25 protein-coding genes are annotated in these 24,736 nt (G+C 35.5%); 9 read left to right on the forward strand and 16 right to left on the reverse strand.

Annotated features, from left to right (window positions below; all coding sequences use genetic code 11):
- Window positions 1-175: 175 nt before the first annotated feature.
- Together J2Z80_RS03500 and J2Z80_RS03505 are read left to right on the forward strand one after the other, a co-directional pair.
- Window positions 176-847, forward strand: a complete 672-nt coding sequence (locus tag J2Z80_RS03500; protein ID WP_209453150.1) for a DUF421 domain-containing protein — start codon at window positions 176-178, stop codon at window positions 845-847.
- 5 nt (window positions 848-852) lie between these two features.
- Window positions 853-1,236: a DUF4363 family protein gene (locus J2Z80_RS03505; protein ID WP_209453151.1), complete on the forward strand. Its 384-nt coding sequence runs from the start codon at window positions 853-855 to the stop codon at window positions 1,234-1,236.
- 36 nt (window positions 1,237-1,272) lie between these two features.
- Here the strand turns inward: J2Z80_RS03505 and J2Z80_RS03510 are convergent, their stop codons facing one another.
- Together J2Z80_RS03510 and J2Z80_RS03515 are read right to left on the reverse strand one after the other, a co-directional pair.
- Window positions 1,273-2,442, reverse strand: a complete 1,170-nt coding sequence (locus tag J2Z80_RS03510) for a hypothetical protein (protein WP_209453152.1) — start codon at window positions 2,440-2,442, stop codon at window positions 1,273-1,275.
- A 95-nt stretch (window positions 2,443-2,537) separates the two neighbouring features.
- Window positions 2,538-3,116, reverse strand: coding sequence for an HDIG domain-containing metalloprotein (locus J2Z80_RS03515; RefSeq protein WP_209453153.1), 579 nt, complete (start codon window positions 3,114-3,116; stop codon window positions 2,538-2,540).
- Window positions 3,117-3,340: 224 nt separating this feature from the next.
- Here J2Z80_RS03515 and J2Z80_RS03520 point away from each other — a divergent pair, with 224 nt between their 5' ends.
- The 3 genes from J2Z80_RS03520 (at window position 3,341) to J2Z80_RS03530 (ending at window position 5,903) form a co-directional block, all read left to right on the forward strand.
- Window positions 3,341-3,691: a BlaI/MecI/CopY family transcriptional regulator gene (locus tag J2Z80_RS03520; RefSeq protein WP_209453154.1), complete on the forward strand. Its 351-nt coding sequence runs from the start codon at window positions 3,341-3,343 to the stop codon at window positions 3,689-3,691.
- Window positions 3,692-3,700: 9 nt separating this feature from the next.
- Complete coding sequence (locus J2Z80_RS03525; protein WP_209453155.1) at window positions 3,701-4,807, forward strand: M56 family metallopeptidase; 1,107 nt, start codon at window positions 3,701-3,703, stop codon at window positions 4,805-4,807.
- A gap of 97 nt (window positions 4,808-4,904) precedes the next feature.
- The gene (locus J2Z80_RS03530; RefSeq protein WP_209453156.1) at window positions 4,905-5,903 is read left to right on the forward strand and encodes a hypothetical protein; all 999 of its coding nucleotides are present in this window, start codon (window positions 4,905-4,907) and stop codon (window positions 5,901-5,903) included.
- Between the two features lie 25 nt (window positions 5,904-5,928).
- On the opposite strand, the gene hepT is transcribed toward J2Z80_RS03530, so the two are convergent.
- Both hepT and mntA read right to left on the reverse strand, forming a co-directional pair.
- Window positions 5,929-6,351: a type VII toxin-antitoxin system HepT family RNase toxin gene (gene hepT / locus J2Z80_RS03535; protein WP_096230604.1), complete on the reverse strand. Its 423-nt coding sequence runs from the start codon at window positions 6,349-6,351 to the stop codon at window positions 5,929-5,931.
- A 1-nt stretch (window position 6,352) separates the two neighbouring features.
- On the reverse strand, window positions 6,353-6,781 hold the full coding sequence (mntA, locus tag J2Z80_RS03540; protein WP_245301122.1) for a type VII toxin-antitoxin system MntA family adenylyltransferase antitoxin: 429 nt from the start codon (window positions 6,779-6,781) through the stop codon (window positions 6,353-6,355).
- Window positions 6,782-7,131: 350 nt separating this feature from the next.
- Here mntA and J2Z80_RS03545 point away from each other — a divergent pair, with 350 nt between their 5' ends.
- Genes J2Z80_RS03545 through panD form a run of 4 tightly spaced genes read left to right on the forward strand, consistent with a single transcriptional unit; the run spans window position 7,132 to window position 9,995 of the window.
- Window positions 7,132-7,977, forward strand: coding sequence for a Rossmann-like and DUF2520 domain-containing protein (locus J2Z80_RS03545; RefSeq protein WP_209453158.1), 846 nt, complete (start codon window positions 7,132-7,134; stop codon window positions 7,975-7,977).
- Entirely contained in the window at window positions 7,970-8,794 is an 825-nt protein-coding gene (gene panB / locus J2Z80_RS03550) for a 3-methyl-2-oxobutanoate hydroxymethyltransferase (protein WP_209453159.1), read from the forward strand. Before J2Z80_RS03545 ends, panB begins: the two co-directional genes overlap by 8 nt.
- Entirely contained in the window at window positions 8,791-9,642 is an 852-nt protein-coding gene (panC, locus tag J2Z80_RS03555) for a pantoate--beta-alanine ligase (protein WP_209453160.1), read from the forward strand. The genes panB and panC overlap by 4 nt, the downstream gene beginning before the upstream one ends.
- Complete coding sequence (gene panD, locus J2Z80_RS03560) at window positions 9,642-9,995, forward strand: aspartate 1-decarboxylase (RefSeq protein WP_209453161.1); 354 nt, start codon at window positions 9,642-9,644, stop codon at window positions 9,993-9,995. The genes panC and panD overlap by 1 nt, the downstream gene beginning before the upstream one ends.
- Before the next feature lie 25 nt (window positions 9,996-10,020).
- Here panD and J2Z80_RS03565 read toward each other — a convergent pair whose 3' ends face one another.
- The 12 genes from J2Z80_RS03565 to J2Z80_RS03620 all read right to left on the reverse strand — a co-directional run bounded on the left by J2Z80_RS03565 (window position 10,021) and on the right by J2Z80_RS03620 (window position 24,710).
- Window positions 10,021-11,097: a CapA family protein gene (locus J2Z80_RS03565; RefSeq protein WP_209453162.1), complete on the reverse strand. Its 1,077-nt coding sequence runs from the start codon at window positions 11,095-11,097 to the stop codon at window positions 10,021-10,023.
- A gap of 117 nt (window positions 11,098-11,214) precedes the next feature.
- Window positions 11,215-12,432, reverse strand: coding sequence for a tyrosine--tRNA ligase (gene tyrS / locus J2Z80_RS03570; protein WP_209453163.1), 1,218 nt, complete (start codon window positions 12,430-12,432; stop codon window positions 11,215-11,217).
- A 56-nt stretch (window positions 12,433-12,488) separates the two neighbouring features.
- Entirely contained in the window at window positions 12,489-13,079 is a 591-nt protein-coding gene (locus J2Z80_RS03575) for an HD domain-containing protein (protein ID WP_209453164.1), read from the reverse strand.
- Window positions 13,080-13,165: 86 nt separating this feature from the next.
- On the reverse strand, window positions 13,166-15,088 hold the full coding sequence (locus J2Z80_RS03580) for an aconitate hydratase (protein ID WP_209453165.1): 1,923 nt from the start codon (window positions 15,086-15,088) through the stop codon (window positions 13,166-13,168).
- An 18-nt stretch (window positions 15,089-15,106) separates the two neighbouring features.
- A complete protein-coding gene (nifV, locus tag J2Z80_RS03585; RefSeq protein WP_209453166.1) occupies window positions 15,107-16,258 on the reverse strand; it encodes a homocitrate synthase in 1,152 nt (383 codons plus the stop codon).
- Between the two features lie 135 nt (window positions 16,259-16,393).
- Window positions 16,394-17,215, reverse strand: coding sequence for a glucose PTS transporter transcription antiterminator GlcT (glcT, locus tag J2Z80_RS03590; protein ID WP_209453167.1), 822 nt, complete (start codon window positions 17,213-17,215; stop codon window positions 16,394-16,396).
- Between the two features lie 47 nt (window positions 17,216-17,262).
- The gene (locus J2Z80_RS03595) at window positions 17,263-17,751 is read right to left on the reverse strand and encodes a PTS sugar transporter subunit IIA (protein WP_209453168.1); all 489 of its coding nucleotides are present in this window, start codon (window positions 17,749-17,751) and stop codon (window positions 17,263-17,265) included.
- 100 nt (window positions 17,752-17,851) lie between these two features.
- A complete protein-coding gene (gene nagE, locus J2Z80_RS03600) occupies window positions 17,852-19,240 on the reverse strand; it encodes an N-acetylglucosamine-specific PTS transporter subunit IIBC (protein ID WP_209453169.1) in 1,389 nt (462 codons plus the stop codon).
- Window positions 19,241-19,395: 155 nt separating this feature from the next.
- Window positions 19,396-20,346: a DUF7916 family protein gene (locus J2Z80_RS03605; protein ID WP_209453170.1), complete on the reverse strand. Its 951-nt coding sequence runs from the start codon at window positions 20,344-20,346 to the stop codon at window positions 19,396-19,398.
- A gap of 139 nt (window positions 20,347-20,485) precedes the next feature.
- A complete protein-coding gene (locus J2Z80_RS03610; RefSeq protein WP_209453171.1) occupies window positions 20,486-22,132 on the reverse strand; it encodes a methyl-accepting chemotaxis protein in 1,647 nt (548 codons plus the stop codon).
- Window positions 22,133-22,229: 97 nt separating this feature from the next.
- Window positions 22,230-23,525, reverse strand: coding sequence for a pyrimidine-nucleoside phosphorylase (locus J2Z80_RS03615; protein WP_209453172.1), 1,296 nt, complete (start codon window positions 23,523-23,525; stop codon window positions 22,230-22,232).
- 15 nt (window positions 23,526-23,540) lie between these two features.
- Window positions 23,541-24,710, reverse strand: coding sequence for a phosphopentomutase (locus tag J2Z80_RS03620; protein WP_209453173.1), 1,170 nt, complete (start codon window positions 24,708-24,710; stop codon window positions 23,541-23,543).
- Window positions 24,711-24,736 lie beyond the last annotated feature (26 nt).

Here is a 24,736-nt window from a genome sequence, read left to right on the forward strand (position 1 = left end):
TATACTATATTATAACAGTTTGTAAATTTACATACTATATCATAATTTAACATAAAACGTTAACACTGAAAATTTTACATTTTAATTTTTTATTTAACGAACTTTTCTACAATGTATATTTTACGATATTACTCTCAAAATATATTTATGACACATTAAAAGAAAGGATGGGATTATGCTTATAATATTTTTTCGCACGCTAATCCTTTATTTCTTGGTAGTAGTTGTCATGAGAATAATGGGAAAGCAGCAAATTGGACAGCTTCAGCCATACGAATTGGTTGTAGCGATAATGATAGCAGATCTAGTCGCCGTACCGATGCAGAACAAAGGCATACCGCTTTTGACTGGTATCATACCTATTTTCACTCTGCTTATATCACAGCTTTTTTTGTCGTATATTTCAATGAAAAGCCTTCGTGGTCGGGAAATGATTTGTGGAAAACCTACAGTTTTAATAGATAAAGGTAAAATTTTGACGAAGGAGCTTCAAAAAGAAAGGTACAATATCAATGACCTTTTGGAAGAACTGCGAGTTATGGGCTATCCAAATATTGCTGATGTTGAATACGCAATTTTAGAGACAAACGGCTGTTTAAGCGTGATACCAAAAGTAGACAAAAGACCTGTAACACCAAATGACTTAAATCTGACGCCTCAATACGAAGGTTTGCCTCTTCCAATCATCATTGACGGAAAAATTATACACAAAAATATGGAAATGGCAAATGTAGATATGAAATGGCTCAACGATCAACTAAAGATGTGGAACGTAAATAACATAGAGAATATAATATTGGCATCTCTTGATCCAAATAAAGTATTGACAGTATATAAAAAGGAGTGACATAGATGAAACATGTAGTCCCATTGATTGTGATGATAATTATATTGATAATCTTCGTAGACATAGCTTCATATAAATACCTATACACTTCATCAAATAGCATGGAGGAAAAACTACATGTTATAGAGAAAGATATAAAAAACGGCAACTGGAAAAGTGCAGAAACATATGTCAATGATTTAGAAAAAACATGGGACAAAGTAAGCAGCAAATGGGCAATTTTAATTGAGCACAGGGAAATTGATGACATAGACATGAGTCTTTCAAAGCTTAAAAGCTTCATTGACTCCAAGAATAAAGATTTAAGTCTTGCAGAACTAAAAACTCTAAAAGAATTGTACAATCATATACCATCAAATGAAAAACTTACCCTTGAAAACATACTATAAAAACCCGGCATTAAACCGGGTTTTTGAAGAATATACTTAATTTTGTGCTGGAACCGTCAATTCTTTTGCATTTTTCGTATCGTCAGGTAGCACTACATTGACATTTCCGTTAACATTTGAATAAACCATTGAGCCGCTTACCATTTCCCATTTCAATGGCATCTCGACTCCTCCAACTTTTGCTCCTTGCTTATAAGCTATTTTAAAAAGCATATCAAGCTTAGATACCGTATTTGTATTAGTGTCTATGTAGTAGACGTATTTTCCATAAACTCCATCAACTAAATCGCTGTACGTCATGCCATTCAAAATATTTCCAAGCCCAAGGGTATTTATCAAATCATCCACTTTTGACATGTCTGTAATTTTAGTGTATGCATATACTACATCTACTGCTTTACCGTCTAAATAGGTTGTTCCTGCATACCTATAAAGAACGTCTTTACTGAAAAGATTATTTTGTTGCTGTAATTTTTCCAAATTCATGATGTTAGACATGCCAGGAACACTCATATAACTCCACTCACCATCAGGTGATTTTACATAAACCTTATCACCCATCATGTACTCTTCAACTGTCATCGATCCGGCATTTGGGATACTCATGCTTATTACTTCATGGATTCCCTGTTCTAAATTATAGTCGGCATATACTTGTGTGGAAACTGTGTCAAATGGCAATGCTACATCATTGTTAAAACCAACATTAACTTTCATATTACCATTTAAGCTACCACTTTTAACCGTTGTATTCTTAGTACCATCTATCAAATCTTTGACTTTGCTATAATTGTCAAATATCTTTGACAATATCTGCTGTCCTTCATCCTCCGTGACTTTTTCATTCAGCGGAGCATCTTGAGGAATCAAGCCATCTTCTAACGCATAGACATATTCAGGTCCTTCTATTTGATGTGCATCTATCATGGACAGCCCATAAAATCTGCTTAATATAGTAGCCATTTGCCCGTAAGTGATTGGGTCTGAAAGCATCAAGTTTCCTTTTCCATCACCTTCTAATATATGATTGTTCTTTACATACTGCGAGATATCCTGTCCAGATAAATCAATTCCATATCCTTTTACAAGATCACTTACAAACTCTTGTCTTGTCATGTATGATGACGATGTCTGTGCTGCTAAACCAAATACTGGTATGGCTGCAACCAACATAACTACTAAAAAGATAGTAATAAACTTTTTCAATAGTACTCCTCCTTGACTATTTTGTTAAGTTTTAATCAACTATATTTTACCACTTTACCATATTTTAATCAATAAAAATTTTCTAAATTTTTGAATCATAGATTGCCTTTTAAACCTATCTCATCTGCCACATTTCTCATGCCTATGATAGTTTCTTCTATCACTTTATCTAAATCCATACCCAATAACTCTGCACCTTCTGCTATAACGTCTCTATTTACTCCTGCTGCAAAACTTTTTTGCTTCCACTTTTTCTTTACAGATTTAACCTCTAAATCAAGTATGCTTTTGCTGGGGCGCATAAGCGCTGTAGCTGTAATAAGTCCAGTCAGCTCATCGATTGTGTACAAAACCTTTTCCATTTTATGTACTGGTTCTACATCTGAGCACAGCTTCCACCCATGGCTTTCTATTGCATGAATGTACTCTTCAGGCCATCCACGTTCCTCCAATATTTCTCTTACCTTTTTACAGTGCTCATTTGGATACATTTCATAGTCAAGGTCATGCAAAAGCCCTATGATTCCCCATTTTTCTTGGTCCTCGCCAAAAAGCTCAGCAAAATGCCTCATAACTGCTTCAACAGCCAATGCATGTGTGATAAGGCTTTCGCTTTTGTTGTACTCCTTTAATAACGCATACGCTTCTTCTCTATTTATAACACCATTCTCCATAATGCAATACCCTCTTTCGTATAATATTATTTTTAAATAGAATTATACCATATGGAGAGATATTATCAAAATTACATGAATATATTTTGTTCTTTCCTAAACTACAACATTAGTTGAAATTTTTATTTATAAAAAACATATTGACAAATTAATCTACATGATGTAGAATAAAATCAAACTACATCGTGTAGATTCGAAAGGAGTATCTCGAGAAGATGCAAAGAATGTCAGATTCTGAAAAAAAGATAATGGAGTATATTTGGGCTGCCGGGCATCCTGTAACAACTTCTGAAATAATTAAAAATCTGCCTGAAGCAGCAGAATGGAAACAGAACACAGTGATCACTTTTTTAACTCGCTTAATAAGAAAAAAAATTCTCAAAGCGACCAGAGTGGGCAAAGCTAATCAGTATGAGCCTTGTATTACTGAAGAGGAATACCGTAATTTTGAAATAAAACAATTTATAAAAGATGTCCATAAAGGTTCTATATTAGGTTTTATATCCTCATTATGTGATAATGGCGATATAACAATGGAAGACATAGAAAGCCTAATGAAGCGTTTTAAAAAGTAGGTGTTACTTATGATTAGGATTATCTATAATCAACTGCTTATAATGTCAGTTGTGGCTGGAGGATTATATTTGATTTTAAAATTTATAAGTCTATTTACTTTTAAATATCTTACTTCAGCCTGGCATTATTACAGTTACATATTTATGTACATGTTTTTCCTAATACCATATCACAGGTTGGTATCATGGCTTAATTTGAGCTTTGCACAATACTTATCTTGGTTTATAAATCCTACTGTCAATAGTATCGCTACATCAAGACATGAAATACACGCATTATCGCTTTACCTTGATTATATCCCATATATATTGATGGCAGGAACAATGGTAGCGACAATTATAACTATTGTTCAGAATTATAGCCAATACAAACATATTTCAAGCATGTGCCGTTTGACCAATGATACTAAGACTTTAAATGTACTTTCAAAATGTAAGCAAGAAATGTTAATAACAAAAGACATAAAAATATACATCTCTTCCTGCATGACTACACCCTTTCTGTATGGCATCTTTCAGCCTCGCATCGTTTTGCCTGACATTGAATTTACCAAAGAAGAATTGAAACATATTTATCTTCATGAACTTACCCACTGGAAGCGCCATGATCCATGTCTAAAGATTTTATTTTTACTCATTAATTTACTCCATTGGTTTAACCCTTTGGCATATATTGCAAGGCATGACATTGAAAATCATTGTGAACTCTCATGTGACGAAAGTGTTGTAAAATCAATGGACAGCTACGAAAGGAGGCGATATTGTGAGTTAATACTAAATGTGCTCTGGAATGTGGCAAATCAAAATGTCAAGCTGTTTTCCGCATTCAGTGATAAGCAGAAACAGCTGGAAAGGAGGTTAAATAAGATTTTGGGCGAACAAAACTCACCTTACAAGCAAAAGAAAAGATGGGTAGCCATATCTGCAATCTTAATAACATTGCTAATAGCAATAATTGGCACAGGTATGGCATATGCCACAGATGAAGTCATTTCTGTGGCAGGAGAAACATCAATCTCTGTACCCAGTGGTGGAGTGGAAGTAACACCTCAATCTCACACTGACATACCTTTTCTTGTAGAAGGAGAAACATCAATTTCTGCCCCATCACAATAAACAAATAATTTTCTTCATATTAAGATGTGGGAACTTTCTTCCACATCTTATTTTAAAAAATTGTTATATTTAAATAGAAACGAGGATGATAAATTTGATGAAAAAAAGATTAACAGTTCTATTTTTTATCGTAATTATTATTTTATCTGGGTGTAGCAGTTTCAATAAAAATATTAATAGAATTCATAAATGGGATAATTCAAAATATAAAAATTTTCCTAGTAGCATAGGAATAAATGTTTATAATGAAAATAGTTTTAATACAGGTATAAAAAACGATCCTAATAGCTACAAAGCAAATCACACATTATATATTTCTGATTTAACCAAGCCAATTACCGTTATGTTTAACAATAATGGAAAAGACAGAAAGTTTATAATGAATGTCTATTATGATTATGAACAAATAAAATTTAAAATAAATTCAAATGGAAAATTTGACCAAAAATATATTTTTAATTTAGATGATGGCTATGAAATTGAACTGCCATTATATCTTCCTCAAAATTTGACTAAGTCTGGATCTCACAAATTGCTTATAACTTTTTGTATTGCCCCGGATTTACACTCATCTGACTTAAATCAAACCATAGACTGGTATGGAAGTGCAACAATTCAAGATATTATTTTTAGTTCGGAAAATATTAATTTTGACAACACAAAAGAATTCGAAGTACCAAAAAATCTTATTAAATCCAGTTATAATTATACGTTAAACCAAGACTATGATTATAGCATACTTAAAACGAAAATCTTGCCTAATCCTCCAGTTGTTTTCACAGTAAAACCAAATCAAAAGTTTAAATTAATCTATAACGTCTCTTCCCCTCCTGCGAAGGAAAACAGTCAAGTTTTATTATTGACAACCATTGGATACAAGCAAGCCTTAATAAATAATAAACCTTATTTATTACTGGAACTTCCAAAAGGCAGTACAGGAATAGGGGAAATGGAATTGACTGCTCCCGATAAACCAGGATTGTATGAGATTATTAGCTATAGCGTATGTAGTCCTTTCAATAAATTTGACGGAAAAAACCTTTTATCTTTCAACATAGAAGCAAGTCAAAGATTTACTTTAAGAGTTAAAGAATGAAACTAACAATTATCAGCATGGCTTCTCATACGCCTATGTACCTGCTTATTATATCCACATATTTGCTAAAATCCTCTATTGCCATCTTGACACTGTTGTACACAATTTTATCATCAATTTTTTCATACTGGTGTACTAGTCTATTTCTTAAACCAGAAGCTGGAGCAATCTTAACTGCAAAATCTACATCCAGAACTCCAGCTTCACTCAAATCAATAAATGAATTGAAATAATCCGAAGCAGGCGGTCTTTTTAAATACGCAAGAATCATATTATTTATATCTAAAGCTAAATCTACTATTAATTGCAATAACCTTTCAATAGCATATTTCAGTTTAATGTCATGCACATATTCCTCGTATGTACACGAAGACAACTGCTTTAACTCATTTATATGTTCTAACATTCTAACTAATTTTTCTTGTATCACTTGAAATGTATCACCCATTTTATTCACCCCTCAACAATTTATCTATTTCTTTTCTCAGATACTGTCTCCTTTGCTCTCTTAAAAACTGAGTATCGGCATACCTGAAAGATGCATAACACTTAAATTCCACAAAATTCTCTGATGAGCCGTAAAGAGGCTTCCCATATTTTGCAATCTGATACAAAAGCAATGGATCAGCCTTTTTAATATTGACAAGATCCACTTTTTCGGTTCTAAAATATAAAGATAAATTTAAAAGCAATTTCATCTCTTCATCGTATGATAATACCTCATAGCTTTCAAAGGCCAGATCTATATCGCTGTTTTCATGATTTAAGCCTTTTGCATAGGAGCCAAACAAAATTAAAAGCTTTAAATTGAATTTTTTTGCTATTGCCTCAATCTCATCATTATTGTCAAAAAGTAATTTTTCATCTATTTTATTCAAACTAACACTTCCCTGATGATAGTATAATTGTAATATTCTAAATTTTAAATCCATCTTTTACAATTAAATCTTACCATTTTCCTTGTATACAATCAATAAATTCGTTGCTATATTAGATGAAATTTTACCATGCAAGTCTTAAGACAAGCAAATTTTCTTGACTTTATTGAATCAAAGTGCTATTTTTATTATGATGGTATCCATAGTGGAACCATACATAAGGCTAAAATTTTAAAAGTTTATACCTCGCCAGGATCATATGACCGGGACGGGAGATAAAATGGTGTATTATGCCTTCCGTGCGGAAGGTTTTTTTGTTATCTCCCACATTTGAAGGGAGTGTTGTTTAAATGAAAGTAGGTTTCATAGGTGCAGGAAAAATAGGCACAGGGCTGGGTATCTTATTATCACATTCTTCAATAAAAGTCTCTGGATATCTAAGTCGAAGTGTAAATTCATCATTGAATGCATCTTCACTTACAAATTCTGCTGCTTTTTCAAAATACGAAGACATTATAAACGCATCGGATGCAATCATAATAAGCACAAAAGACGACTGTATAAAATCTATCGTGGAAGAAATCATAAAGTACAAATCTATTATAAACAATAAAATCTTTGTGCTCTTAAGCGGCTCAATATCTATTGATGTACTAAAGCCTCTTAAAGAATATGGACACACGATGATCATGCATCCTGTTCAAACATGTCCGTCAATAGAAGCTGCAGTTTCTCTGCTTCCCGAAAGTTACTTTACAATTGAAGGAGATGACATTGCTGTAAATGCCGGAATAAACATCGTAAAGGAAATAGGGGCAAAGCCAATAGTGATAGACGGTATTAATAAACCCCTTTATCACGCAGCATGTGTCATGGCTTCAAATTACCTTGTTACACTTATAAAAGCTGCCGATGAACTTTTAAAAGCTTCTGGATTTCCTTTTGACAAGCATCCAGATTTACTTTTGCCGCTTATAAATGGAACTTTGAAGAACATAAGTGAAAGAGGATGTGACGCATCATTGTCAGGTCCTATTGCCAGATGCGACATAGAAACGGTCAAAAAACATGTGGAAAATATAAACGATGACGAAATTTTAAAACTATACAAAGCCATGGGAAATGCCACAATAAAATTTTTCAAAAATCCATGTGAGAAAAAAATAGCCGAATTGGAGGAGATATTTAATGAATGATAAAGTAACAGTTTCTACTCTAAAGAAATTTAAAAAAGATGGCATAAAGATAACTGCATTGACTGCCTATGATTATCCGACAGCAAAGATATTGGACGAAACCGGTATTCATTTTATACTTGTAGGCGATTCTCTCGGCATGGCAGTATTAGGATATGAAAGCACCATACCTGTCACAATGGATGACATGGTACACCACACAAAAGCTGTCGCAAAAGCAGCGAAAAATGCTTTTATTGTGGCTGACATGCCATTTATGACATACAACATATCTAAAGAAGATGCGCTTAAAAATGCTGCCCGCCTTTTGGCTGAAGGAGGCGCACAAGCCGTAAAGCTGGAAGGCGGCGTCGAAATAGCTGAAACAGTAAAGGCGATCGTAAATGCTGGCATTCCAGTAGTAGGTCACATAGGCCTCACACCTCAATCTGTAAACAAATTAGGTGGATACAAGGTTCAAGGCAAGGATGATAAAACAGCATCAAAGTTAAAAAGCGATGCAAAATCATTAGAAGATGCCGGTATCTGCGCTCTTGTCTTAGAATGTGTGCCAATAGATCTGGCGAGAGAAATCACTGAATCTCTATCAATACCTACAATAGGCATTGGAGCAGGTCCTTACTGCGATGGTCAGATACTTGTGCTTCACGATATGCTGGGGCTTACGCAGGGCCATAAGCCAAAATTCGTTAAGCAATACGCCAATATTGATAAAATAATCAGGGAATCTGTCAACAATTATATTTCTGATGTACAGAATAGCCTATTCCCTACTGAAGAATACTCATTTGCTTCAAGAAAGAGTGATGTAAAATGATAGTCGTTGAAAAGATAAGCGACGTAAGAGAAATTGTAAAAGATAGAAAAGTACAAGGCATGTCAATCGGTCTTGTCCCAACTATGGGATACCTTCATGAAGGTCATCTTTCACTTATAAAAAAAGCTAAGGAAAATTCAGACTTCGTCTGTGCCAGCATATTTGTGAACCCAATCCAATTCGGTCCAAATGAAGATTATAACAAATATCCAAGAGACGTAAAAAGAGATATTAAGCTTTTAGAAGATAATGGCTGTGACCTGGTCTTTATACCATCAGTAGAAGAGATGTATCCAAACGAAAGGCTTACAACAGTAAGTGTAAGTAAAATAACAAATAAACTTTGTGGCGCATACAGGCCTGGACACTTTGATGGCGTATGCACTGTAGTTGCAAAACTTTTTAATATATTTACTCCAGACATAGCAGTCTTTGGTCAAAAAGACGCACAGCAAGTAGCTGTAATAAAGAAAATGGTAGAAGACTTAAATATGCCAGTTGAAATAATCGCTTCGCCTATAGTAAGAGACGAAGATGGATTAGCCCTAAGTTCAAGAAATACTTACTTAAGTGATGGCGAAAGGCAGGCTGCATTGATTTTAAACAAGTCACTAAAAGAAGCCGAAAAAATCCTTAATGACGGCGAAAGAAGTGTAGAAAAAATCATAGATACGGTAAGGAATATTTTAGAAAGTGAGCCACTGTGTAAAATTCAATATGTATCATGTGTTCATCCAGATACACTTGAAGATTTAAAAATGATAAATGATAAAGCATTGATTGCTATTGCATGTTATATAGGAAATACAAGGTTAATTGATAATCTATTATGGGGTGTTGATGTATAATGCAGAGATTCATGATGAAATCTAAAATTCATAGAGCAACCGTCACAGATGCCGACTTAAACTATATGGGTTCTATAACAATAGATAAAAAACTTATGGATCTTGCTGATATTTTACCAGGAGAAAAAGTACAGATTGTAAATAACAACAATGGCGCACGGTTTGAAACGTACGTCATAGAAGGGGAAGAAAATTCAGGTACTATATGCCTAAACGGTGCTGCGGCAAGATTGTGTGTCCCTGGTGATACCATAATAATAATTTCATACGCTATAATGGATGATAAAACAGCAAAAACGTATAAGCCAAAAATTGTATTTGTTGATAAAAAAAATAAGCCAAAAAACATTTAAAAGGGTTCATTTAGAACCCTTTATTTTATAAACTTCTAGATAAATCATCAATCTTTTTTAATACGCGATCTTTTTCACTGCCTTCTAATATGACAGGCCTAAAATCATTCCTCTCTTTTACAGACGAAATCGATATAGGTATCAAATTCATATTTGACGATTCAATTAAACTTTTCGTTTCATCAAATGTAAAAGTCTGTTGAAAAATAAATGCATCCTTGTCTGAAGGATTTCTATTGCCGCCAAAGATGAAATTGCCAAGTGAATACACTATGTACCTCCCATTGTATTTTTCTATGCCTTCAATGACATGTGGATGTGTACCCAAAACAAGATCTGCACCTTCATCCACTGCATAACGACCTATCGCAACCTGTGTCTTATTTGGATAATACTTTCCCTCATCCCCCCAGTGAAAACATACGATGACTAAGTTAGCTTGCTTTTTCATATCTTGAATGTCTTCACTTATCTGCTTTTTTAAATCATTAGGGAAGCTCCAACCTGTATATCCAAGAACTCCAACTTTTATTCCATTTACATCCTTTATGTATTTATATCCATACCCAAAATAGCCTATACCTGCTTTTCTAAGTGTATAAACTGTGTCATCAAATCCTTGCCTTCCATAGTCAAACGAGTGATTGTTGGCAAGATTTACAGCATCGATCCCACCATCTTTTAAGATATTAACATAAAGTGGATTGCCTTTAAATCTGTATTCTTTATCAGCTTCTTTTACTGCATTTGTAAATGTTCCTTCCAGATTGACTATTGTAAGGTCATCCTTTTTAAAGATGTCTTTCACATTTTGAGTAAAATATCCGTAATCTCCATTATGGTTTTTAAATTCAGAGTCAAATGTATACTCATCGCCAAAGCTTTCGTCAGATCCCAATGTGGTGTCACCTGCAGCACTTATGGTTATCTCTACATCGCTATTTCTATCTTTATCATTATTAAGTAAAGGAGAACTGTATGAGGACTTACTACTTTTTAATTTAGAAGCTTCTTTGGCTGCATTGCTTTTCCCCACCGTCATTTCATACGATATTACAAAAGCGATAATCATTATTAACAAAGAAACTATGAATTTTCTCATCAATGTCCACCCCTTTTATCCCAACTTTAATTATATAATATTTTACAAATCAGTAATAATTAATAAATTATAAAATTTATAAAAAATATGAGCGTACGCGTATGTACGCCCATTTATTCATTGAATGACTATTTTGTTATATGATTTTTTCCCTCTTCTAACAAGCATGTAACCTTGTTTAAACATATCTTCCGTCACTACAGCATTTATATCTTTTACATTCTCATCATTTACATAAAGACCGCCTTGAGTAATCAGCCTTCTTCCTTCACTTTTTGAAGGAATTATGCCAGTCTTTACAAGTACGTCCAACAAATTTGATCCTAACATACTGCTTGTAATTGTCGATGTTGGTACATTGCTTAAATCTCCACTGCCTTCAAACAAGGCTTCTGCCGCTTTTTGGGCTTTTCTAGCTTCATCCTCACCGTGTACAAGTTTTGTAACTTCGTACGCTAGAACTTTTTTAGCTTCGTTTATCTCCTTATCTTTTAAAGAACCAAGCCTTCTTACCTCATCCATCGGCAAAAATGTCAATAGTGAAAGGCACTTTTCAACATCCGAATCATCTACATTTCGCCAGTATTGATAAAAATCATATGGAGGCGTCTTTTCGGCATCAAGCCATACTGCCCCTTTTTCAGTCTTGCCCATCTTCTTTCCCTCGCTGGTAGTAAGAAGTGTAAATGTCATGCCGTACACCTGTTTTCCTTCTTTTCTTCTTACTAGATCGACACCTGCTAATATGTTGGACCATTGATCATCGCCGCCCATCTGAAGTACGCAGCCGTACTTCTTATTAAGCATCAGAAAATCGTACGCCTGCATAAGCATGTAATTAAACTCTAAGAATGACAGACCCCTTTCAAGTCTCGTCTTGAAGCATTCCGCTGTAAGCATCTTATTTACAGAAAAATGTACCCCTATATCTCTCAAAAATTCTACATAATTAAGATTCAAAAGCCAGTCTGCATTATTGGCCAGTATCGCTTTGCCATCAGAAAAATCTATAAAGCGGCTCATTTGTTTCTTAAAAGCCTCGGCATTGTGTGATATCTCCTCTTTTGTAAGCATTTTCCTCATATCTGTCTTGCCGGTTGGATCTCCTACCATGGCAGTTCCACCGCCAATGAGTGCAATAGGTCTGTGTCCTGCTCTTTGCATATGAGCCATTACCATTAGCTGCAAAAAATGTCCAACATGCAGACTATCTGCTGTTGGGTCAAATCCTATGTAAAAAGTCACCTTCTCTTTCTCAAGCAACTCCTTTATCTCATCTTCATGCGTCATCTGCTGTATAAAATTTCTCTCTTTCAATACATCAAAAACCGACATCAAATTGACCTCCTGTTTTTCTTTATATTTTATCAAAGATTTTATGCAAGTAAAAGCTATCTTTCAATATATCCCTTATTTATAGAGTCTTCCAATATATCATTGATAAACTTCCATAATTCCGGTGCAATTTCACTTACAATTTTATTTCTCTCAAGCACTTGATGACTTTTAACGCCGTGCTCTCTCCATGAATGTCCCTTCGTATAATAATTATGTATTATTGGCTGCATTCTATCAAGGGCAGATGCAAACTTCGCATCAGGCGTTTTGCGCTCCTCAAATTCATCCCATAAAGCTCTTATCTCATCTGCCTGGTCTTTCGGCAAAATATTAAATATCCTCTCTGCCGCTTTCTTTTCCCTCTCTGACTTGTCTTCATATCCTTTTTCATCATATACAAATGTATCACCAGCATCAATCTCCACTATATCGTGTACAAGAACCATCTTAATCACATGGCTAACATCGACTTTCTCCTTTGCGTATTCTGAAAGAACCATCGCCATCATTGCAAGGTGCCACGAATGTTCAGCATCATTTTCGTGCCGCGTGCCATCGATAAGAAGAGTCTGCCTAAAAATTTGCTTTATCTTATCGATTTCCTTTAAAAAGTCTATTTGTTTTTTAAGCCTTTCATTATCCATCAACATTAACCCCTTTTCATGCATATATGTTTATTATATATCAAAGATTTGATGAAAAAAAGCATGCCTAAGCATGCTTTTTTTCATCAAACTTTATCTTTTTTCTTAACGTAATTTATGAGTCCGCCTTCTATCAAGATTTCACGATTTCTGTCGGTGACATCCAGATCCACTTCAAATTTATATCCTTTTGTCACATTATCTACAACAATCTTGCCTTTTGACATAACTTGATTTACAGCATCTTCAATCTTTAGCACATCGCCTTGGTCGATTTTATCATAATCTTCATCATTTACAAATGTAAGCGGGAGAATGCCGCTATTTATAAGGTTTGCCTTGTGTATCCTTGCAAAAGACTTTGCTATTACAGCTTTGACACCTAGTTGAAGCGGTGCTAATGCTGCATGTTCTCTGCTGGAACCTTGACCGTAGTTGTTTCCTCCAATTATAATACCGCCGCCATTTTCTAAAGCTCTCTTTGAAAAGTCAGGATCTATCGTCTCAAAACAATGCTTCGAAAGCTCAGGTATATTTGATCTCAATGGCAAAAGTTTCGCATTTGACGGCATAATATGGTCTGTCGTTATGTCATCACCTACTTTTATCAAAACAACCTTTTCGATGTCAGATAGATGCGTATTCAATGGAAAAGGCTTTATATTTGGACCTCTTACCACCTCAAATTCATCTGCGTTGACTGGTGGCTTTATTATCATATTATCATTCACCAAAAATTCATTTGGCATTTCAATCTTTATTTCTTCACCTAGCTCCCTAGGATCAATGAGGTAACCAGCTAATGCAGATGCAGCAGCTACTTCTGGGCTTACTAAATATACTTTTGCTGACTTTGTGCCACACCTACCATAAAAATTCCTATTAAATGTCCTAAGCGATATGGCATTTGTAGCAGGCGCTTGACCCATGCCTATACACGGACCACAGGCTGTCTCTAAAATCCTTGCACCGGCTGAAATCATATCTGATAAAGCACCGTTTTTTGCAAGCATGTTTAAAACCTGCCTTGAACCAGGTGATATGACCAAGCTTACCCCTTCTGCTATGAGTCCCCCTTTTAATATTGCAGCTACCTTCATCATATCCATGTACGATGAATTTGTGCAAGAACCAATGGCTACTTGATCAACTTTTAACTTACCCGCGTCTTTTACCTTTATAACATTGTCAGGACTGTGAGGCAGTGCAACCATCGGCTCTAATTCGTCAAGATTTATTTCTATCACACCATCGTATTCCGCATCATCGTCTGGCAACAATGCTTCAAAGTCATCTTCTCTCTTTTGGGCTTTTAAAAATTCATACGTGCGAAAGTCAGATGGGAAGATAGATGTCGTTGCGCCAAGCTCTGCTCCCATATTTGTGATTGTAGCTCTTTCAGGCACAGACAGCGTTGCAACACCATCTCCAGAATACTCAAATATCTTGCCCACTCCACCTTTTACAGTAAGCCTTCTTAAAAGCTCAAGTATAATATCTTTAGAAGATACCCACGGTTTTAGCTTTCCCGTAAGTCTAACATTAATCACTTCTGGCATTACCAATCTATAAGGCTCACCTGCCATAGCCAGTGCCACATCTAATCCACCTGCACCTATTGCCAGCATACCTATACCACCGCCTGTCGGTGTATGGCTGTCAGAACCTAAAAGAGTCTTTCCTGGTTTACCAAACCTTTCAAGGTGGACTTGATGACATATGCCATTTCCAGGCCTTGAAAAGTATATTCCGTGTTTTGCAGCAACAGTCTGAATGTACTTGTGATCATCTGCATTCTCAAAGCCTTCCTGCAGCATATTGTGGTCAACGTATGCGACAGAAAGCTCTGTCTTGACTTTGTCAACTCCTAAAGCTTCCAGTTCCAAATAAGCCATAGTACCTGTAGAATCTTGTGTCAGCGTCTGATCTATTTTAATAGCTATTTCATGACCTTTTATAAGTTCACCATCTACTAAATGTTTTTTCAATATTTTCTGCGTTAAATTCACTTGTCATCCCCCTTTACGCTAAATTGCCTTTATCTTAGATATATGCTCTTCATACAGATATATCAATTCTTTATCAAAAAGCGGCCTCTTAAGCTGAATTGACAAACTTCTCACATATGGTAAGAGTTCTTTTGCTTCATTTTCAGGCAATGTCCTGCCGTATTCTTTAAATTTATTTATAAGTGCAGCCGTACCTGAATGTTTACCTATTACAATCTGTCTTTCAAGACCTACTTCATCTGGATCAAAAATCTCGTAAGTATGCGGATCTTTCAATGCACCATCAACGTGAATTCCAGATTCATGTGCAAAAACATTGGTACCCACAATTGCTTTCCACGATGGAAGCGGTCTGCCTGAAGCGGTAGATACGTACTCAGATAATTCTCTAAATCTCTTCGTATCTATTCCGATGTCATACTTATACACATGCTTTAGAGCCATTACAACTTCCTCTAATGCTGCATTTCCGGCTCTTTCTCCAAGTCCATTTACCGTAACACCTATAAAATTAGCCCCGGCTTTAAACCCAGCAAGAGCATTTGCCGTCGCCATTCCAAAATCGTTGTGGGTGTGCATTTCAATATCTATATCGATAGATTCTTTTATCCTTTTTATTATGTCGTATGTTTTAAATGGATCTAATATACCCACCGTATCGCAAAATCTTAGTCTATCTGCACCGGCCTCTTTTGCACATTTTGCAAATTCTATGAGAAAATCTATATCTGTCCTTGATGCATCTTCTGCATTTACAGATACATAAACGCCTTCTTTTTTAGCAAATTGGACGGCACTTGTCATGTGATCTAAAACCCACTGCCTTGAAGTCCTAAGTTTGTGCTCTATGTGTATATCTGATGTTGATATTGAAATCGCAACGGCATCAACACCGCATTCCAATGATTCTTTTACGTCATCTATAACGGCTCTGTTCCATGCCATTATGCTGGCATTCAGTCCAAGTTTTGCAATTTTTGCAATCGTCTCTTTCTCGTCGCCGCCCATCGTCGGGATTCCAACTTCCAGTTGATTCACACCTATTTCATCAAGCATTTTCGCAATTCTAATTTTTTCACTATTAGCAAAAACGACACCTGCAGTTTGTTCTCCATCTCTCAGCGTTGTATCTACTAGGTACAATTTACCATCCTCTTTTTTGAATTTCATCGAACTTCCCCCTTCATAAAACAAAAAAACTTATGTATATATTTTATTCGTATAAAAAAATAAAGTCAATAGTTTTTGCAATTTTTTATTTGTAAAATTGCAAAAACCAGATTACATATGCTAATCTGGTTTTTATCAATCATTTATCAATCTTTGAATGTGTATGGCAAGATAGCCTATTTCATCTTCTGGTACATCCCTATCTAAAGAATTTCCTATGATTTGTGCAACATTTGTTGCTATTTTATATGCTTTTTTAAATTTTCTCTTTATTTGTAAAAGAAGTTCATTTGATATGGGCATGCCTCTCTCTATTCTGTCAATTGCAAATTTCAAATGCGTAATAAGCCTCAGATAATCAATAGAATCCGTCTCAATCTTCCTGTCTATCATATTTTCTATATTTCTCACAAGTTCTGAAACAAGTCTTGTATTTTTCATGGTAACTGACACACCAGAATTTTCGAAAGCCGCATGAAGGTGCAGCGCAATAAATCCTGCTTCATCTTCAGGAAGCTTAATATTTAATCTATCACTTATGATATTAATGGCTTTAAGTGCTATTTTATAATCATCTTTATAAAGGGCACTTATTTCTTGGTTAAAGGGGTTTTTTATATCTATACCGCCTTTTATTCTCTCGATTGCAAATGCTATATGATCAGGCAGTGCTATGTGTATGTGCTCATTCAATTTCTTGCCCTTCACATTTTCAGCATATGCTATCAATTCCTCTGATATACCTATTATGTCGTTTCTTATATTTTCCAGCAGCTCGGAGAATTTTACCATGTTGGCTTTTTCTTGCAGATAATAAACTTTCTCAATTTTTTCACCTATCTTGTCTCCAAACTTTTTTGAAAAGCCTATACCTTTACCGACAACTATACATTCAAGGTTTTTTTCATCATAAGCCATCACGACATTGTTATTCAATGCCTTAACTACTCTAAACATGACCCTCCCCCCTATAGTGCTAAAAATAAATATTTTCAAATTACTTTTTACTTTAGGCTAACTTTCATAATCTCTGTTTTCCCACTTTCAACGAAAATACCACTTTCTCTTTTCTTTATTTTATCCACAACTTCCATATTTGTTATAATTACTGGGCTTATTATAGAGTGGTTTTCTTTTATTTTTTCTATATCAAATTTTATCAATTTATCACCTATTTTTACATTTTGACCTTCTTTTACAAAGCTTTCAAAACCATCACCTTTCATTTCAACTGTATCCATTCCTATATGAATCAATATCTCAAGTCCACCAGATGACTTTATCCCTACTGCATGTTTTGTTGGAAAAAGCTGAATAATCTCTCCATTTACTGGTGAATAAACAATACCTTCTTTAGGTTCAATAGCCACACCATCACCAACCATTTTACCCGAAAATACTGGATCCGGGACATCTTCAATATTTATTAATTTGCCGTCAAATGGCGAAACAATACTCTCGCCTGAAAACTTCTTTTTAAATATATTGAACATAAAAACCAATCCTTTCAATAAATATTGTGCATAAAATAATAATATATAATTTATTGTTAATAGTAAAATATATTTTAAGCGGCCGTAAGGCCGCTAATAATTATTTCTTCTTCATCCTTTTCTGCATCTCTTGTGCAATTAAATCTGCTTTTGTACCTACGATAACTTGTAATGCTCCATTTCCCATTCTTATGACGCCATTAGCACCTGCTTTTTTAAGCTCATCATCATTTATAACTGTATCATCTTTAACACTTAAGCGCAACCTTGTGATGCAGGATTCTAGTGATACGATATTGCCTGCCCCTCCTAAAAGTGCCAAATAATTCTGAGCCATCTCACCAATGTCTGAATTTGATAATTGCTCCGTAGTATCGCTGGTATCTTCATCTAATCTTCCTGGCGTCGGCAAATTCAATTTGACGATCAAGAAGTAGAAAATAAAGAAGTACACAACAGCATAAATTATACCAATAAGCAGTAACAACAATGGTTTAGAAGATATGCCAAAGCTTAGTATATAATCTATTAGGCCTGCAGAAAATCCAAACCCCATTCTTATTCCTAATATATATGTTATGGCAAGGGACAAACCTGTTAAAATTGCATGAACCACATACAGCACAGGTGCCAAGAACATAAATGCAAATTCAATAGGTTCTGTTATACCTGTTAGAAAAGCTGTCAATGCCGCAGAAATCATAATCCCAGATACGGCTTTTCTGTTTTTGGGCTTAGCTGCCATTACCATAGCAAGTGCAGCAGCAGGTAATGCAAACATCATTATCGGGTAAAATCCTGTCATAAATCTACCGGCAGTTGGGTCTCCTGCATAAAATCTATTTAAATCACCAGTGACAATTGCTCCAGATGCAGATTTAAATGAACCAAAAACAAACCAAACAAGGCTATTAATGACATGATGAAGTCCAACTGGAATAAGCAACCTGTTCAATACACCGTAAATGAATACGCCAAAGGCTCCCGCACTTATTATCCACTTTCCTAAGGCATAAATTACATTCTGTATAGGCGGCCATACATAACCTGCAGCAAAAGCCAATATCAAAGCTGCTAACGATGTTATTATCGGTACAAATCTCTTTCCACCAAAGAAACCTAAAAAGTCAGGCAATTTTACGTCATGGTATCTATTGTACAAATAACCTGCTATAACACCTATTAAAATACCGCCAAGAACACCCATATTGATGTCTTTATTGATTGTGGTCGCACCTTTTGTCAAAACCAAATAACCAACCGTAGCTGCTAATCCAGCAACGCCATCTCCACCAGCAAACCCTATTGCGATGCCTATTGCGAAGATAAGTGGCAAGTTGTCAAATATTGCACCACCGGCGTTTGTAATAAATGGAATGTTAAAAACGTCCTTTGCTCCCAGCCTTAAAAGCAATGCCGCAGCAGGTAAAACGGCTATAGGAAGCATCAAGGCTTTGCCTAGCTTTTGTAAATTACCTAGTCCTTTCATGATAATACCTCCTTAATTTTAAATTGGCATAAAAAAGAGCTGGAAAGGTATCAAAACCTAACCAGCTCATGCCTGCTTTACCAGTAACACGCTGTAAAGATCATTTATTCGTTTACAATATTAATTATAAACCACTTTGTTTATCCTGTCAATACCTATTTTTTTATAGAATATGCCATCCTTCTATACGTGTGTCTTACACCTCTTATAGCAATAGATAAAGCCATTATATTTTCAGGAGTTGCAATACCGGCAGCGTATCCTGCATCACCTATATGCTGTATATCGCTTCCAGCCATCTTAGATTGTACTGCAATATTCTCGATTACACTTTTTTGAGATCCTTCTTGAGAAGTGCCTATAGCAGTCAGCGCTAAAGCACCTGCTTCATGTACAACATCAATCATCTTTTTCGCTGTCGATAAATCAATCCCTGGAACAGTTCCCGGCGCCGGTATAAGTACGCAATCAGCACCAGCTTTTACAAAGTTTTTTAGCAATTGTGGATCGTATATATTGCCTGACCCTGCGCCGTGCATTTTCCCTGCAATAATCATAATGTCATCACCTAAAACTTTGCGACACATTTCTATTCCGCTTACGATTGTGTCTGCATTTACACCTGTATTTGGATTTCCTGTTATCATAACATAATCAAACCCATAGAACTTTATCTTTTCCAGATTTTCTCTGCTTAATTTTCTCCCTTCAACATACTCCATACCTTCAGGAACAGGCTCAATATTAACACCGATAAATCTTCCAACTATCTCCTTCAAATTTCTAATGTAATCTGCATCCTGCGAATTTTTAGTGGCCTTTTCTGCTAATTTAATAATTTCTTCCGGTCCTTTAGATATATTGGCATCCATGTCATCTATTCCAAATATGAATGGTTTCTGAAAATCAAAAAAGTTAAGAGTAATGAGATCCGCTCCAAATGCCGCCGCCAACTCTGGATTTGATACTCCATATATAGGAGTCGGAAAAGTTACAATAGTCTCCGCCATGACAGTCCTTCCCTCAGATTCCCTAATAGTTTCAACTAATTCCCTGCCTTTCATATTCATGATGTCACTTGACGTAAGCTCAAAAATCCTCTTCATCGATCAATTACCTTCCTTTCTTTTTTAATAAAATCAAAAAGCCGGCAAGGTAATAAAAACCTTACCGGCTAATGCCTGCCAATGAGTTGCACGCCGTCTTAATTTTATAATATCAAATTCACACAAAAATGTAAAGCATTTATAATTTTTTAACTACATTTGTTATGCTTTCCATGTTAGCTTTTTGCTCCTCAGTAAATGCTACTTGGTTATTTACATAATCTAGATTTTTCGTATTGTTCTCATCAACTTTGTTTATTAAATCAAGCAATTGCTCAGAAGATGCCAAAAGCTCTTCAACTTGTGCAGATATATTTTGTGACGCATTCATGACGCTTTTAACGGCTTGAACTGTTTTATCAGAACCAGCAGCAGTTTCAGTAGTTACATCTGATATATTGTTTATAACCATCGAAATCTCATCAAAGCCCTTCTTAACGTCATTGAATATATCAAGAACTTTATTAACTTCTAAAGCTGCTTTTCTAGAATTATCTATATCGCTTATAACGCTGTCTATTGTTGCGCCAGTGTAACTTGTTATATTTTCTATTATTTCACTTATCTTAACAACACTGTCTGTAGACTGCTTAGCCAGTTTTCTTATCTCGTCAGCAACAACAGCAAAACCTTTTCCATATTCGCCAGCTCTTGCCGCTTCAATAGCTGCATTGAGAGATAAAAGATTTGTCTGATCTGCAATTTCAGATATTGCAGACAGTATTTCTTTTATTCCTCCCATCTTCTTATCCAGCTCTTTCAGCTCATTTGAATTGACTTTTGAATTTTTAAGGCTTTGATTCAAAGTATTAATAAGGTTTCTTACTACATCTCCTTGATTCTTGACATTGTCTTCTATCTCTCTTATTTTCTCTATAGCCTTATTCATATCATTCAATAAATTCTCGGAAGACCTTGATAATTCTTCATTTGCCTCAGAGACATTTGTTATCGACAAAGCAACTTCATTAGCATTTTCTGCAATCGTATTTATACTTTCTGTAAGCTGTTCGATGCCATCTCTTGACATCTTGATATTTCCTGTATTTTCCTCAGCCATTTTTCTCAGTTCAATTGATGAATCTAAAACTTTTTCAGAATGCTCCATTGATTTACTTACTTCGCTATTTATAATCCTTGAAAGTTTCCTCAGTTTTCTAACAGTTATAAGCGAGTATATTATGATTACGACAATGCAAATAACACTTATCACTACCGATATCTTAAATGTTCTGTCATTCTGAGCTATCATGTCATTAAACATAGGCAAAAAACCTTGAGAATACTTGTTGCTAAAATCTGTCATGTTATTCTGAATCTGCGTCGCATAATAGCTAATCTTTAGAGTCTTATCGCTGTCTTGATCAAGATTGTATGTGTCATTTAAATTATCTATTGCTGTACTAATATTTTCTATGCTATCATTTATGCCATCTACATCAGCTTTTAACTGTTTATACAAGCTTGTGCCTTTAAAGTCATCCAGTGCATTACCTATGCTATTTATATTTTGCGTGATGTTATTTAAATCTGTCTTTAATGCACTTTTAGTATTCTGCCCGACAGTGTAATTATTTACATCGTTCAGAAGAACACTGCTGTATTGCGCCAATTGCACCTGTGAGTTTGAAATGTAAAGTACCTGGTTGATGACAAACTTTTTTAAATTGTTAATGTTGTTTTTCGTGTTTATCATCCCAAAATTAACAGTAATAGATAATACCAAAAGCAAAATACCGATTACTACAAAAGCTCTTATGAGTTCGCCCCTTAATGTTTTTGCCATTTACACCCCTCCATAGATAAAACCTTTTGTTAACTATATCGGCTCTTATTTGAAAATGTTAAATGATTGCAAAAAAAAATTCCTCCAAGAGGAATTTTTACATATATATCAATTGTGGTCTTTCAACATGCTGATCTGTAACTATAATATATTTCTTTATTTCATTTAAAGCCCATTCTAGCTTATCTTTGTCGTTTGCATATACTGTTGCTATAGGATCGCCCTTCCTTACCATATCTCCGATTTTACCGCCTAGCATAATGCCTACTGATAAATCGATAGAGTCTTCTTTTGTAGACCTTCCAGCACCTAATTTCATGGCAATAAGTCCTAAGTCTAGCGCATATAAATCTTTTATATATAAGTCTTCATCAGCTATCCATGCCTCAACATATTTAGCCTGAGGAAGCAGTGATATGTTATCTACTATCCTGGCATCTCCACCTTGCGCACTAACGAACTCTTTGAATTTATCCAGTGCTTTACCGCTTGTCAAAGCCTCTTTCAACATCTCTTTTGCTTCATCCGTGTCTTTTGCAACACCAGCGATTGTAAGCATATCAGCACCTAAGACCATACAAACATCCAGAAGATCTTTTGAACCATTTCCCTTTAATACATCGATGGCTTCTACTACTTCCAATGAATTGCCAATTGCAAGTCCCAGCGGCTCATCCATGTTTGTCACATGGGCAACCGTCTTCCGTCCTACAGAATTCCCTATTTCAACCATGAGATTTGCAAGCTTTTTGGCGCTTTCAATATCTTTCATAAATGCACCACGTCCAACTTTTACATCAAGAACTATCCCGTCGGCACCAGATGCAATCTTTTTGCTCATTATGGAACTTGCTATAAGCGGTATTGAATCAACTGTTGCAGTAACATCTCTCAATGCATACAGCTTCTTATCTGCAGGTGTCAAATTGCTGGACTGCCCTACAACAGCAATGCCATGCTTATTTACATTGTCTATAAATTCTCTTTCACTTAGCTCAACTTTCATGCCTGGAATAGATTCAAGCTTGTCTATTGTACCACCTGTATGTCCTAATCCTCTTCCTGACATTTTTGCAACAGGGGCACCGCATGCTGCCACAAGAGGCGCTAATACTAACGTGGTAGTATCTGCGACACCGCCAGTAGAATGTTTATCTACCTTAATTCCTTTTATTTCTGATAAATCCAATACATCTCCAGAATGTGCCATAGCCATCGTCATGTGTGCTGTTTCTTCATTTGTCATGCCATTAAAGTATATAGCCATCAAAAGAGCGCTCATCTGATAATCAGGTACATAATCTTTTGTATATGATGATATGATAAAATCTATCTCGTCTTTTGTAAAAGTACCACCATCTCTTTTCTTCATTATAAGATCATACATTCTCATAAAAGACCCTCCTAACTAAAATGGCAATTCATCAAGGAATGATGTTCCATGACCAGTTCCCTCAACCTTGAATATTTCAGCAATAGTAGCAGCAATATCAGAAAATGTTTGTCTCACTCCCAAGTTTGCGCCATGTTTAAATTTTGGACTGTATACTATAAGTGGTACATATTCTCTAGAATGATCTGTGCTGGCTGTAGTAGGATCATTGCCATGATCTGCCGTTATAATCAGTAAATCATCATCAGCTAGCTTTGCCAGTATTTCTGGAAGATGATTGTCAAAATATTTTAATGCATCTGCATATCCTTCAGGATTGTTTCTATGCCCATAAAGCATATCAAAGTCTACTAAATTTGTAAATATAAGCCCATTTTTAACTTTGTCTAAAGCCTTTAAAGTCGCAATTATACCGTCTTTATTGTTTGTGGAATGATCCTTACCTGTTATGCCACACCCTGCAAATATGTCCTCTATCTTACCTATAGCGAATACTTCATAGCCAACCTCTTTAAGGTTATCCAGTATCGTTGGGCTAAAAGGCTTTAATGAAAAATCCCTCCTGTTTTCTGTCCTGACAAACTTCCCCACATCTCCAATAAAAGGTCTAGCTATGACTCTTCCAACAGCATAATCACCAGTCAATATTTCTCTTGCGATTTCACACATATTATAAAGCTCGTTAAGCGGTATTACATCTTCGTGAGCAGCAATTTGAAATACGCTGTCTGCCGACGTATAGACAATAGGACAACCTGTTTTCACATGTTCTTCTCCGAGCTCTTCAATTATCTCCGTTCCTGATGCAGGTTTATTCCCTATCACCTTTCTGCCTATTTTCTCTTCAAATGGCTTTATTACTTCGTCTGGAAATCCATTAGGAAATGTTGGAAAAGCTTTGTCTATCCAAAGTCCTGCTATTTCCCAATGTCCAGTCGTCGTATCCTTGCCAGCAGAATGTTCTTGCATTTTCCCATATGCACCTATAGCAGAATCATCAGCTTCCACGCTTTTAAGCGGCAGTATATTTCCCAGCCCTAATTTACCTAAATTCGGAAGCTTAACACCTGTCACATCGCATATGTGTCCAAGCGTATTTGAGCCTTCATCACCATATTTATATGCATCAGGAGCTTCACCTGCACCAACGCTATCTAAAACTATCAACAAAACTCTCTTAATCATTTAATCACCTCTATTAAAATACGTTT

This window comes from Thermoanaerobacterium butyriciformans (assembly GCF_017874545.1).
Lineage (GTDB): Bacteria > Bacillota > Thermoanaerobacteria > Thermoanaerobacterales > Thermoanaerobacteraceae > Thermoanaerobacterium > Thermoanaerobacterium butyriciformans.